This window comes from Nostoc flagelliforme FACHB-838 (genome assembly GCF_014698065.1).
GTDB classification, from domain to species: Bacteria; Cyanobacteriota; Cyanobacteriia; order Cyanobacteriales; family Nostocaceae; genus Nostoc; species Nostoc flagelliforme_B.
Genome location: NZ_JACJSI010000165.1, coordinates 1 through 13,759 on the forward strand (window position 1 = coordinate 1; position 13,759 = coordinate 13,759).

General features: G+C 40.3%; 9 protein-coding genes. 8 read left to right on the top strand and 1 reads right to left on the bottom strand.

Annotated features, from left to right (window positions below):
* Positions 1-61 precede the first annotated feature (61 nt).
* From H6G97_RS34945 to H6G97_RS34975, 8 genes are all read left to right on the top strand, one after another.
* Entirely contained in the window at positions 62-880 is an 819-nt protein-coding gene (locus H6G97_RS34945; RefSeq protein WP_190945003.1) for a hypothetical protein, read from the top strand.
* A gap of 229 nt (positions 881-1,109) precedes the next feature.
* Positions 1,110-2,294, top strand: coding sequence for a hypothetical protein (locus H6G97_RS34950; protein WP_190945005.1), 1,185 nt, complete (start codon positions 1,110-1,112; stop codon positions 2,292-2,294).
* Positions 2,291-3,334, top strand: a complete 1,044-nt coding sequence (locus H6G97_RS53365; protein WP_242055659.1) for a type IV secretory system conjugative DNA transfer family protein — start codon at positions 2,291-2,293, stop codon at positions 3,332-3,334. The genes H6G97_RS34950 and H6G97_RS53365 overlap by 4 nt, the downstream gene beginning before the upstream one ends.
* Positions 3,327-4,055, top strand: a complete 729-nt coding sequence (locus tag H6G97_RS53370; protein ID WP_242055665.1) for a type IV secretory system conjugative DNA transfer family protein — start codon at positions 3,327-3,329, stop codon at positions 4,053-4,055. The genes H6G97_RS53365 and H6G97_RS53370 overlap by 8 nt, the downstream gene beginning before the upstream one ends.
* Positions 4,056-4,137: 82 nt before the next feature.
* Positions 4,138-4,458, top strand: a complete 321-nt coding sequence (locus H6G97_RS34960; protein ID WP_190945007.1) for a four helix bundle protein — start codon at positions 4,138-4,140, stop codon at positions 4,456-4,458.
* Between the two features lie 76 nt (positions 4,459-4,534).
* A complete protein-coding gene (locus H6G97_RS34965) occupies positions 4,535-4,951 on the top strand; it encodes a hypothetical protein (RefSeq protein ID WP_190945009.1) in 417 nt (138 codons plus the stop codon).
* Positions 4,944-6,191, top strand: a complete 1,248-nt coding sequence (locus H6G97_RS34970; protein WP_190945011.1) for a hypothetical protein — start codon at positions 4,944-4,946, stop codon at positions 6,189-6,191. Before H6G97_RS34965 ends, H6G97_RS34970 begins: the two co-directional genes overlap by 8 nt.
* A 25-nt stretch (positions 6,192-6,216) precedes the next feature.
* Positions 6,217-7,122 (top strand): restriction endonuclease, encoded by a 906-nt coding sequence (locus H6G97_RS34975; RefSeq protein WP_190945013.1) that lies wholly within the window; start codon positions 6,217-6,219, stop codon positions 7,120-7,122.
* Between the two features lie 65 nt (positions 7,123-7,187).
* On the opposite strand, the gene mobF is transcribed toward H6G97_RS34975, so the two are convergent.
* Positions 7,188-13,613, bottom strand: coding sequence for a MobF family relaxase (gene mobF / locus H6G97_RS34980; RefSeq protein WP_190945022.1), 6,426 nt, complete (start codon positions 13,611-13,613; stop codon positions 7,188-7,190).
* Positions 13,614-13,759 lie beyond the last annotated feature (146 nt).

Sequence of the window (13,759 nt, forward strand, 5' to 3'; positions counted from 1 at the left end):
AAGTGTTCGTGATTGATGCTGGTCAGACAGTACAGATATTCGTTAATCAAACGATTTCGTTATGAAAAAAAATCTAGTGCTAGCGGCAACATTATTGTTAATTAACTCTCATCAGGTTTTAGCTGGAAGTGTTAGAACTGTTTATTCTCAGGATGTTGATTCTAATTTCCTGGAACTGAAAATTTGTCAAGGTTATGGACTGACGATTAATTTGATGCCTACTGGAGAAGTTATCAAGCAAGTCTGGATTGGCGACCCCTCTAGAATTACTTTTACCTCCAACGGAAACTTGTGTCAGAAAAGTAATGATAATTCTAATGATTCAAATTGCAGTCAAGGAAATGCGACGGTTTTATTCTTGCGGCAAATCACACCAATTAAGTTTGCTAATTTAACTTCCTCTTCAGATGGAAATACACAAATAACCATCATTACTAGTGGGTCAGAGGGACAAAAACAATACCAATTTAAATTAGTTCCTGCTACAGGAAGTCCATCTTACACTAGTCTGGTGATTAAACCAGATTCGGCTCGTCCATTACCTGTAGTACCACCTGTAGCCATTAAATCGGAAGTAGCCCCAACAACCTTAGCCTTAGATAGGATACCAACGCCAGCAACAATACGCCAACCAATAGCAGCAACTATAAACTCTATATTACCTGGTAGGGCTTTTCCAAGAAATGATGCTAATGCTCTTGTTTATGGTTTAGCGATCGCTCATAGTAATGGTCAAATTCAAGAGGGTTCAATAACTTGGAAAAAAGCTCAGGATGCGATTAAATTACTACGTCAGGGCAAGAGCAAAGAAGAAGCTATTTCGCGTTCTGGTGTTAAGGAGGAAGTTTTTAATCAGTTAATTCAGTGGGGGCAAAGATAATGAGTCAAAAGGTAAGAATTCAGGAGTCAGAAGAGTAAAAGAATCAGAAACTCATTTGAGTCATAAATGTGCTGGGAATATCAAACCTTTTATAAATTCTGACTTTTGACTCTTAAGTGCTAAATTTTTACGTCAGAAGCGTGACTTATTGAAAGAGTTGGGTAATTTATTTGGAGTAGTGATTCCCTATCGCTATATTTCTTTATTAGTTAATTAATCAGGAGAACAAATGAAGTTGAAAAAATATTTATTAACAGCTATGTCTTTAATTCCATTTGTCTTACCTGCTCCATCAAAGGCTGAAACTCCGACAATTACCTATTCGCAAGGTCAATATCTTGTTCAGGCTCCAGACTGGTCACGAATTACATGGGATAATCTCCCGCCTGTGCAACAACCGGGATATCTAAGCATTCCACAGAATCTCATCTCGCTATTTGGATATGACCCGTCACGTTCCTGGTCAGCAGGACAAAAAGTTGATTCTGTTGTGATGCTGGGTGATGCGGATGATGCATTTAAAATGTCCAGTTTGAGCCTGAAATCGATAAGTTTAATCGCATCAAATAATAACAAACTGACACTAAAAGATTTTGGATTAATGCAATGGCAGACACCAGCATCACTAGTTAAGGCCATCCCTAGTTTAGGAAACTTAAGCCTTCAAAAAGTCCCACCAATAGCCGCCTTATTGTCTAGAAATAGGGTATTAAGTGGTGGAAACATTTCTCAAATTTTACGGTCAAACCCGGAAGCAGCGAATCTCCCTTTAGGTAAACTTGATTTAAGCAAGTACTCGTTAAACTCTATACCAGGATTAACATCAACTTCCTTGGGAAAATTCAAGTCTTGGCAGCAAAGTTATATTAACCAAGTCCCTGGATTAAACCGAGTACCCTTCGATAAGATGCCCCAACCAATTAATTCTGGTGTTGGTGTTGTGGGAATTGCTTCTGTAGTTCTTGGTACTTCTGAACGAGGTGATGCAAGAGTTGGGAATAATTATTTTATATCTGGCAGTGTAGTAAGGGGCGATAAAACTGTACCTACTGCTTGTACTGCTGGTAAAGAATGCTCATATCTAGAAATGGGCGATTTCTCAGGTTCAGAGGGTGCATTATATGGAAAACGCTGGGCTTCTGGGTCATCACAGCAAGTAAAAGGTGGTTATGGTTTCTTGGCTGCGGTCAATTCCGGGAAGGAACCGACAGGACGGTTGGTATATGGTAATGGATTCAAGGTTGCATTGATCGGAGTGAATGAATCATCTGGTACAGCAGACTTTGGGTTGTTTTTGCGAATCTGTGTGCGTCCTCCTTTTATGCAAAAAACTTGTACGCCCTATTTTATTGGGCCAGTGCCCTGGCTTGGAGTTAAAGAGAATGGGTTAGTTATTGTGGGGAGCGGACAATGACAACGACCAACACGCAAGTCAATGCGAACCAATTCATTCCACCAGGACTCTCTTCTGCACTAATTTCACCCACAGGACTGGGGTTAGTGGCCTGTGGTGCGGTGATTGTGGTAGCCAAATACATAGATGCCATTCAGGGTAAAGCTAAATTAGCGACTGCAAGGTGGGGTGGAACAGCAGAGAAGACAGCAGCCCGTAAACTAGCGTGCAAACAAATAAATAAACGTAAACATAATCGTGTGTCTCTGTACGTCGGCACTCCCAAGAATATAAAAAGTGAAATTGTCAATGGCATCAGGAAAACGTGCATTCCCGAAGATCCAGTAACCCTTTACTTACCAGACGCACAACGGGGGATTTTCGTTTGTGGTGGCCCAGGTTGTGGAAAATCATTTTCAATGATTAATCCGTTGATTCGTTCAGCAATAGATCAAGGATTCCCCTTAGCACTTTATGATTTTAAGTATGCAGAGCAGGAATCAGCTTATTCCGCATCTAAAGGACAAGCCCCAATACTCGCGGGGTATGCACTCGAACGTGGTTACAAAGTCACCGTCTTAGCCCCAGGATTTCCAGAATCGGCAGTTGCCAATCCAATAGACTTTCTTGGCAGTAATGAAGACTCAGAAATGGCGCGGCAACTTGCGATTACACTCAATCGCAATTTCCAACTCGGTGATAAAGATTCTGGAAATAGCTTCTTTACCAACGCTGGCGATCAGTTAGTCCAAGCCGTCTTTATGCTGGCAAAGGGCACAGAGTATCCAGATATCATGATGTGCCAAGCGATACTAGGGTTGCCAAAGTTAGTGAAGCGCATAGAGCAAGTAGAAAATCTGAATTTCATGGTTAGAGAGGCTTTCGCACAGTTTGTATCTGTCGCCGGGTCGCCAGAAACAGCAGCTAGTATTGTGGGTACAGCAAGCGGATTGTTCAGCCGATTCATGGTTCCAGCAGCATTGGCGGCTTTTTTTTTGCGGAAAAACCAATATTCCACTGGACTTGAAAGGACGGCAGATGGTGATATTTGGGATGAATAAAGAAAAGCGTGATGTAATTGCACCATTGCTTGTTTCGATTCTGCATTTAATAATAAGCAGAAATGTCGCCTTGAAACGTACTTGTCCTCTTGTGCTTGGGGTCGATGAATTACCGACGTTATATTTACCAGCCCTAGTGGATTGGTTGAACCAAAACCGCGAGGATGGACTAATTTCTATCTTAGGTTTACAAAATCTCTCAATGCTAATTGAGGCGTATGGAGAAAATACAACGAATGCCATCTTTGGTGGTTGTGCGACTAAGGCATTCTTTAATCCCCAAGATGATGTAGCGGCGGAACGTTTTAGTAAGTTTTTAGGTGAAGAGGAAATTAAATACAAGCAACGTTCTCGCTCATCAGGAGGAAAGGGGGGTGCAAGCATTTCTAATTCTGACCAAAACAGTACTCGCAAGTTGTTTGATGTCAATCAATTTAACACCTTACCAGAGGGAAAAGCAGTAATTATTAGTCCCGGTTTTCGTTCTCGTGGTCAAATAAGTTTGCCAATCTTGCAATCAATTAAGATTCCTCAGCATGAAATCCAATCTGAAGCTGACAGTGTGAAAGCTTGGTACGAGTTTCAAAAGTTCTTATCTAAAAAGTCTACTCTCTTAACTCCAGCAGATGAAGAAATGAAAATTCGCCGAGCCTCCGCGATAAAATTGTTACCTTTGATAGAAAATCAAGAGCAGTTATCAGAATATGCAAGCCTGATTTAGGCAAGAAAAAGGGAACAGGGAACAGGGAACTCTTAACGGGGAACAGAGAATAGAAAAAAATAGTAATAAATGAAGGCTTTATATGTCAGAAATTAATGATTTTAAAGACTTAAAGATTTGGCAAAAAGGTATAGATATAGCTGAGAAATGCTATTTTTTGACCAAACTCTTTCCTAAAGATGAGTTGTATGGAATGGTACAACAAATCAGAAGGTCTGCGGCATCTATTCCAGCTAACATAGCAGAAGGCTATGGAAGAAGATCAACGGCTGAGTATATAAGATTTCTTAACATTGCCCAAGGTTCACTTAACGAATTAGAAACACATATTATTTTATCTCAGAGAGTAGGACTATGTAGCCAAACTGACATATCCTTTTACTACCAGAAGAGAGGCGGATGATTATTGCTCTTATTAAAAAGCTACAACAATAAATTCTGTTCCCTGTTAAGAGTTCCCTATTCCCTGGATAAAAACCATGTCACCAAGTAAGTTTTACCCATTCTCTGATTATGATAGAAAACAAATTGCTAAACTTCCTCCTGATATAGCAGCCCTAGCAGATAAATATCCGAGCGAGATTTTAAACACTGCTGATAGTTGGGATAACTTGCCTTTTGATGCTAACTATCTTCCTGAATGCCTTGAAGTCTATAGTGGTGATGCAGATGATGCCAATATTTTTGTATTAAATGGTGTTCTGAAAGATTATGTTCCAGTTCATGCTGAAAAAAATACATCATCGATAACAGTGATGATTGATGGAGAGTTTGCTTACATTGAAGTTGAAGGTAGACAGGTTCTTAATAAACTCGGTGGGATAGTTTTGCCAGAAGTAGCGATTAATCCCGAACTGTTAATTCAGTCAATTATCAAAGGTGAAAATAATGATTGAAGATGGTGAAGCGAATGAAATTAAACGAGATTATCTAGACATTTTAGAATCTCTCCTGAAACTCATCCATGCGAAAGCTAAAGCAAAAGGATTAGATCCTACCAAGGATGTTCATATTTACTCTAGCTCTAGCAAAGTTTATCAAGGAACATTGGGAGAATCACCCTCTAAAAACTTATTAACACCAACGATAGTAGAGAACTTAAAAAAAGCTCTGTCTGACCCGAAAAATTCTCAAGGGGCAATTTCTATTAAAATTGGTAATGAAAAAGTATTCCATATTAAAAATGGAGAAGTACTGACTGACCAATTAGGTTTAGCTCCGCGAACGCAGAAAAATGAAGTTGTAAGTAATGAGCGAATTTACAGTGTAGAAGCTTTGCAAAAACAAGTGGCTGTTTTGCAATCTAAACTAGAGTCGCAACAAAAACTTGTTGACAGTCTCAAAAAAAATGAACAAACACCTGAATCCTTGTCAGAACTGGCTGCTCAAGTTAGCGAAATGGGCAAGTCTTTAGAAAAGCAACAACAGTTGATTGAAAACACCCAAAAAGCATTGTCCCAAGTAAATGAACGGTTTTTACCACAAGTTCAAAATACGGTTCTTCAAAACTGGGTTGGGTCAGTTGAACGTCAGGTAAAGAAAACGGCTAAAAATGTATTTGAGCGAGTTTTGGATGCTCTAACACCGGAAGTCACCAAGCTAAGAAAAGAAATTGCACAGATAAAAGCGGCAATTGAGCAACAAGTTACTAACCGACTAGATGAAGTCAGAGAAAACACAGATAATGTCAGGGATGAACTCAATCAACAAATTGGGAACTTAACTCAAGAGTTACGTACACAAGTAGACGGTGTTAAAAACACTGTTGATCAAAGTCTTATGGGTGTCAAGTCAGCTATTGACAATACTCGAACTGAACTACGGGCGGCTGTTGAGGATGTCAAAGGTCAGGCAATTGAGCAAAGTGTCAAAGCGCTACTGAATATTTTGGGCAAAGATAACTCTGATGGTTCTAAAAGTTTTAAAAGTAGAAGTTTTGATTTTGAACGCCTTGGCGATAATGTAATCGTTCGTGCCAAAAACGGCGAGCCTGTTCTCACTGATGGAGTTTTATCACCTAACGTAAGTGACCAACAGTTACAGGCACTTGATAAGGTTCAATCTGTTGTTGATATGCATCATCAAATTCAGCAGGATTCTCAACAAGAATCACAATTTAGAAATATGCACAGGTAAGCCATGATCAAAGGGGAGTGTAAAAATGATACTAATCCTAATCATTGGTTTGTTGTTTGCACTGGGTGGAATAATTTTTCTAGCTTGGCTGTTTGTATTATTTCCACCTTCAATGCCAAAGTCAAAGTATCGCTCCCAAGGTTTGAAGCAATCGCCATTACCACCTAAGAGTACAAAATCGTCTGACATTTCATCTCAAAATTTTGTACGACAAAGCCCAGCACCAACGCAAAAGACTCTCTTAGCTAAAAATTTTAAGAAGCCTGTACGACAAAGCCCAGTACCAACGCAAAAGACTTTCTTAGCTAAAAACTTTAAGAAGCCTGTACGACAAAGCTCAGTACCAATCCAAAAGGCTTTCTTAGCTAAAAATTTTAAGAAGCAATTACTACCAAGCCCAGCGCGAACACCAAGGGTTAGATTACCTAAAAAGCTTAAGAAACACTTGAATAATATTGAGTACGCTAGTCAAGTATTACTTGAGCTTCGTAGCATAACTCAATTAGCCAAATTGCCAGTAGTAATCGCTACGCTACGCAGGATATCGCCTTATGTTTTTGAAGAATTGGTACTCACTTGTTGCTTTGAACAGGGCTGGCAAATCCAACGCAACTTTCGGTACATCGGTGACGGCGGGATAGATGGTCGCGTGTTGATTTTGGGAAAGCTTTATGTAATCCAGGTTAAGCGTTACGCTGATTACATTAGCCCAGAACACATCAAAGATTTCCTGTGCTGTATCGAAGGAGAAGGAGCTAGTGGTGGATTATTCGTGCATACTGGCATAACTGGACAGTTATCAAAACAATTGATTCGTCGCTCCGATAAAATAATCTTAGTGAGCGGTCAGAAACTAATAAATTTTGTCTTAGGTAAGCAGTTAAAAATAGTGGGAATAACAATACCAATTAAAACAGTGAACAGTTATTAGTGAACAACTAACCTATGAATGAGTTAATGGAAATATCTGATAACTGATAACTCATAACTGATAAGTTAGCGCCGAAACCGGATTTGCTCCCCGTTATCATCTGATTGTTGAGGGTTTATTTTCAATCTCTTCAGAATCGATGGTTTGTCATCTCTAATCAGTTGCCTAACGATGTTCATTTTTTGCTCAAAAGTCAAAGCTTTGGCATCAGTTGTAACACTCGTAAATAACTCGCTGACCTTTGCTCTTGTTACCTTTTCACCTTTGACATATTTTCCTACTTCCATAACTAAAGCAGCCAATCTTTCAATATCTAAACCGTGAATTATTTGTTTAATGTGTAATTTAACTGACTCTTTTAATAACTCAGTTTCTACTTCTATTGAGAGGGATTGAACGTTTCCTTGAGAATGATTTTGATGACGTCCCCATTTTTCAGTCAAGTCAAGTATCTTTTGTAAAGCAGTAGTAAATTCGGTATAAGTTTGGGATTGGCTCACCCTTAGCAATTCTTTCAGTTTTGAGAGCGCTGATCCAGTCTCATAACTTGCAACAGTTTCTTGAGCAACGTAGTCAGAAATAGCATTAAGAGCTAAGTGTTCTGAAGTTCGAGTTTTTTGGGTCAAATACCCTACGAATTCATTGTCCAGTAGTTGCTGAAACTGGTTGAATGTGGTTTTTCCTACTTTTAGCTGCTGGCTGAATTGAGAAAGTTGTTTTATTAGTTGTGGTAAGGTTTCAGTAATGATGGACTCAACTAATGACTGTTCTATACTTTGAGCAATTGATAAGATAGTTCTTTGTGATTCAAGTCGTTGTTCAATTTGAGTAATAGCTGCTTCTAAGCCGTGGAATCTAGTTTTTCCTCCTTTTAGCTGCTGGTGATATTGAGAGAGTTGTTCTATTAATTGTGGTAAAGTTTCAATGAGGGCAGACTCAACAGCCAAGTATTCGATATTTTCAATAATTGGATCTACAGTTTTTTGTGAATCAAGCCGTTGTTCAATTTGAGTAATAGCTACTCCTAAGCCCTCAAAGGTGGTTCTTCCCTTATGCTGCTGGCAAGTTTTAGAAAGTTGTTCTATTAGTTGTGGTAACGTTTCAGTAATAATGGATTCAACTAATGACTGTTCTATATTTTGAGCAATTGCGTCTACAGTCCTTTGTGAAGAAAGATATTGTATTTCATGCTCAATTCTTGTAGATATTTTATCAAATGCGGGTTTAAGAGCTTTTTGCTGTTGGCAAGTTTTAGAAAGTTGTTCTATTAACCGTGGCAAAGTTTCAGCTAGGGCAGACTCAACTAATGACTGTTCTATGTTTTCAAGAACTGATAAGACAGTTTTTTTTGTTGAAAGGTGCTGCTCAAATTGAGAAATTGCTGTTTCTAGGTCGTCGAATTTAGTTATTCTTCCTGAGATATGCTGGTGATGTTGAGAGAGTTGCTCTATTAGTTGTGGTAACGTTTCACTTAAAGCAGACTCTACAGCCAACTGTTCAATATCCTCAGCAATTATATCGATAGTTTTTTGTAAATCAAGGCGTTGTGATAATGGCTCAATTGCTGTAAATATTTTGTCGAATGTGGCAATACCTTTTTTTAGCTGCTGTCTCAAAGGAGAAAATTGTTTTATTAGTTGCGGTAATGTTCCAGTGAGGGCAGAGGAAACAGCCGAGTATTCAACATTTTGAGTAATTGCGTCTATAGCTCTTTGTGATGAAAGTCGTTGCTCAATTTGAGTAATGACTGCTTCTAAATCGTCAAATCTACTTCTGACTCCTTTTTGCTGCTGTCTCAAGGGAGAGAGTTGTTTTATTAACAGTGGTAAAGCTTCAGTGAGGGCAGAGGAGACAGCCAAGTATTCAATATTTTCAGCAATTGCCCAAACAGTTTTTTGTGAACTTGAAAGTTCTGACTGTTGAGCAATAGCTGTTTTGTGAGCTAATTGCTGACTGACTTGAGAGAGTTGCTCTAGCAATTGTGGCAACAAAGTTATTAGGGTGGACTCAACTACTGACTGTTCAATAAAGTCAGAGATTACATCCACTGTTCTTTTTGATGAAATTTGTTCCTCAATTGAAGCAATCACTGCTCCAAAGTCATCTAATCTGGTTCTAGCTCCTAAGAGGTGCTGCTGATACCCGTACAGTTGTTCTGTTAATTGTGGTAACGTTTCAACCAAGGCATTATCAACTATTGACTGTTGAATATTCTCAGTAATTGCGTTTAAGAGTTGTTCGGTAGTTGGTCGTTTGGCGTTTCCATTTTGTTCAAAACTGACATCACTTGCTGCGCCGTCAATAATTGCTGAATCTTCTGGGTTAACTTGTCTTGAGAAGTTCGTTGCTCGTTGACCTCGAAGCCAATCATCTGTAGAGCTTGGGTTAATTCTTGTACTAATGGCTCTAAGTTCGAGGACTTCTTGGCATTCAATGTCTCGGCTAACTGCTGTAAGAAGTCGCTCAACCTCTGTTGCTGGGCTACCTCTAAGCTCTGAATTTTTTCGGTGAGTTGAGAGTTCTTGATTTCTAACTGCTCGAAATTCTTGTTCAGTTTCCCGTGAGAGGTTAATAATTCCTCTATCTTCTCGGTTAATAACTGTATCTGGGTTGGGTTGTTGTTGGTTGTCATGGGTTTGTCCTATTGGTTGATTTGGTGAGGTTTGTTGTAAAGAACTTTCTTTAAGCTGAAGTTTGGGTGGTTCTGTTGCAGCAACTTTTGAGTGTTGATTGTGCTGTTGCCAGTCCCTTAACTTCATTGCTTGATGGCTCAATTTTTCGTAAGCCAGTGGCCCACTTGCGGCTATGAAATCGTCAACACCTTTAGAAGGCCCTGGCAAGCTGACGACCTTGACCCTAGCTCCAAGCTTCTGCAACAATCTTCCAGTTACGGAAATATCCCTCTCAATATTGAGCTTCGTTTTAGGCTTGGTTTCATAGTCAAAGCAGAATTTGATTTCTCGAGAAGGTGTGGCAAAAACTGCTAACTCTTCATGCAGGTAAGACTTGCCAATTTTCTTGCCAAACTCATCTTTGGGAGTTCGGTATCCCGCCGAAATCCCAGGTAGCCCAATGGCAGCGTGACCCTGGCTCAACAGGCTGGCTGCTTTTTTAGCTCCTTCTGCGATCGCACACGGGATATTATGTTTCCATACACAGTACCAAAATCCTGACTGGCGATCGCTATCACTGGGGTTCACCTTGTGTTTGGAGTAAATGCGTTCGGCAATATCTTCAGGGACATTAAGCAAGAATATACTTAAATCAACTTTTGGGGGATGCTCATATTTAATGAATTTCCCTTCAATTATTTGATTATTCTCATCTTTTTTGGGTCTTGGTTGATTTGGCTTGTAGCATCCCCATCGTTTAAGAGTTGGTTTATCACCTGGGGTTAAATCAGCAAATGTTCGCGCATCAACTCCAGCATCACACCACCATCCTCCAGCATCAAGATGAGAATATGTTCTGATTAATCCCTCCGTTAACCTCCCGGTATTTGTACGATTAAGTTTTTCACTAACCATGAGTCTTTCCCAAGACTCATGCTCACCACCTGCATAGTTGAATTGAAGACTTTCAAAATTTTTTGCCGCAATATCAGGATGGATAGCGCTATCTTCAAACTCTTGCCAGTGCTTTGGTTCAAGAAAATTGGGAATGTCTTCAGTATGATGTGGTGTCCAAAATGCTTCTGTTGGGGCAGCATATTTCAGTACTGGCTTGGAGAAAACCGATTCAACAGTATTATAGTTTGGTGTCTCTTTCAAGACGGGCAAGACTTTCGGTACTTTTATTGATGAATCATGGCTTGTTGTCCGGCTAGATGCGACTGATTTCACAATTGGCTGGATATTTGGAGTAGATACTGTCGTCTCTTGTTTTAGTACTGGCTTCTCAAAAGGGGCACTTATATTTATAGTTATTGCTTGGTGCTGCTCAATCGTCGATTTCTGAATTTGTTTTCGTAGCAATTCCAAAGCATTATCTTTGGCTTTCGACTGTTGCGCTAACTCTACCAATCGCGTTGGATCTTCGGTGTAAATTTTTAATTCATGCCTTGCACGGCTGGCAGCAACATAAAAACTTTCCTGTCCAATAGTGAAATCTGCCGAAATTAACACCCGATCCGCAGTTTTCCCCTGACTACTATATGTTGTACTCACAAGGGCATAGTCTAAGTTTTGCGCCTGTGCCAAACTAATGCATTCAGTACGCTCATCAGCATATTTAATCTGGACTATGTTCAGGTCGATCCCTGTTACAGTAAACTCCTGTCCGTTACGTCGTCCCAATTGCCGATCGTTTTTCTTCCATTGCAGGCGATCGCCCACAGCAATTTCAATCTGGTGACTCTGGTAAACCGCTTTCTCAAAAGCCGTGTCTACATCCATTACCTGACCATTATCACTTCTTAGGGTCAACTTGTCAGTAGTTCGACCAACCACTTCATACAGTTTGCCTTTCTCCAGCCCCCGACGTTTATAGTCCCGTGTCGGCATGACCACATCACCAATTTCAAAGTTATGGGCAAACTGCATCTGTACAATTGAGAGATTTTTGGTTTGCAATTGGGTGATGGTTGCAGTTTCTCCCAAAGTTCCTTCACCCTTGAGCTTGTCTCGAATCGCTTGGGTAAGGGCAAGTCTTTCTGTATTTGTTCCAGCTAACACAAGAGTTTTGAGTCGCTGCTCTGGTGTCCCTACTATATAACCATTGGCGATCTGCTCTATTTTGGATTCACTCTCTACTTGAAGTATGGAACCGTTGGCTTCTAGTCGTTTAAATCCTGCTTCTATTCTGCCATCAGCGATTAAATCTACTGCTAATTTTAGTTGAGGGTCTTTTTGGCGCAACGATTCATTGAGGTGTGCGGTTTTAATTCCTGCTTGCTGCAAGGATTTGAATGGATTACCTGCTGATACTGCTGACAACTGCCGAGTGTCACCTACTAAAACCACCCTAGCTTGAAGTAAGGTTGCTCGTTGTAGGAGTGCATGAGCATCTTTAGCACTGAGTAAACCGGCTTCGTCCACAATCCAGATTTGATTTGGTTCAATTTTCTGTGGTTCCGAAACCAAAAGCCTAGCAACAGTTTCAGACTGAATTTCTAACTCTTCGCTCAAAACCTTAGCAGCAGAGGAACTGGGGGCGAAGCCAATAATAGTGTAGCCGGAGTTGAAAGCGATCGCTTTGAGTTCTTTAAGAGCAAAAGTCTTGCCAGCACCCGCTACCCCCTGCCACGCAATGAATTGGTCTTGTGTAGTTGCAGCTAATTCTACTGCTTGGCGCTGTCCAATATTGAGCAAGCTTTTCTCCAACAGACTTTCAACTACTTCTCTTTGAGAAATGGGGATGACTTGACATTGACCTTGCTGCATCAAGTCAATCGTCGCCAACTCCCGCCTCACCGCTGTCATCGTCGTAAATTGGTAAGTCAACCCTGGCAAACCGATTAACTCCTGATGTTCTCTAATCAGGGCTGCAATGGCTGTTACATCCGTAGCTAAACGTGACTCTAGGATGAATTTTTCTAAATCCTCTTGTCTAAAAGCGACATTTCTCTCACTGCAATGTGCGATCGCATTATTTAACGCATCTACCAAACTCAAATCATAGGCTGGTATATCCTGCCTTGCAGAAGGCTTAACAAACCTAATCCCTAACGCCGCAGCTTCTTCTTTCCAGAATGCAAGTAACTCTGATTCTGGTAGTTTTTGCTTACGCTGGCGGGTATCGTCCCAGATTTTCTCACGTTCTGCCCAAGTAGAATTAACCCCAGATGAAGCGATGATTTGTTGTCGTCGCTTAGAAAACGTTTCTAAATCTTTCTCCAAAAAGCCTTTGATATCAAACTGCCCATGTAAACGAAACTCTATTTCATACCCAAGTTTGAGGACTTCACGCGCCAGATAACTTTGATACGCCATTCCCAAGAATTTCTTATTGGCGAATATTTCATTATTGCCCAGGCTCAACCATCTACCATCTCTTGTTTGCGTCATATTCATCAGCAAACAGTGTGTGTGCAGATGTGGATCTAAGTCCCGACTCTCGATATGGTCAAACTGAGCGACGACCAAGTTACCAGTTTTAACTCTATGTCTGTTGTTATCATCTGTCACTCTTGTATAGGCATAACGTTCTTCCATCAGTTTTATTACTTCTTTCAATGCCTGATGGTGAGCAAAGATTAAACGTGTATCCCCACCTACCAAGGCCATTAAGCTTACACTTTTGGGGGCAGAGAATGTACAGTCTAATGCAGCTCTCTTCGTTTTTGGTTTCACTGCCCTAGCATTTAACTGTTCTTTAGCATCAGGCGATCTCCCCTCAATGATATTTTTGAAAGCATCTTCATCATCGATTGCCCCTGACAAACCTAACTTTTCAGCACCTTGACCACTCCAAAGGGACTTCCCTTGATGATAGTAATTCTTGACGAAGTAATTCACCGCCATTTCAGAGGACACGTTAGCAGCTGTTAGCATGGCTCACCTCGAAAAAGGGGTTTACAAAAGTTAAGAGGCTATTTATAAAGTAAATCTAAAGAGGAAATAATCAAGTAGAAAACTAGCTGTAAGATACAAGCAAATAGTATATATACTGAAGAAGAATGTCTTGTAAACGGTATCCT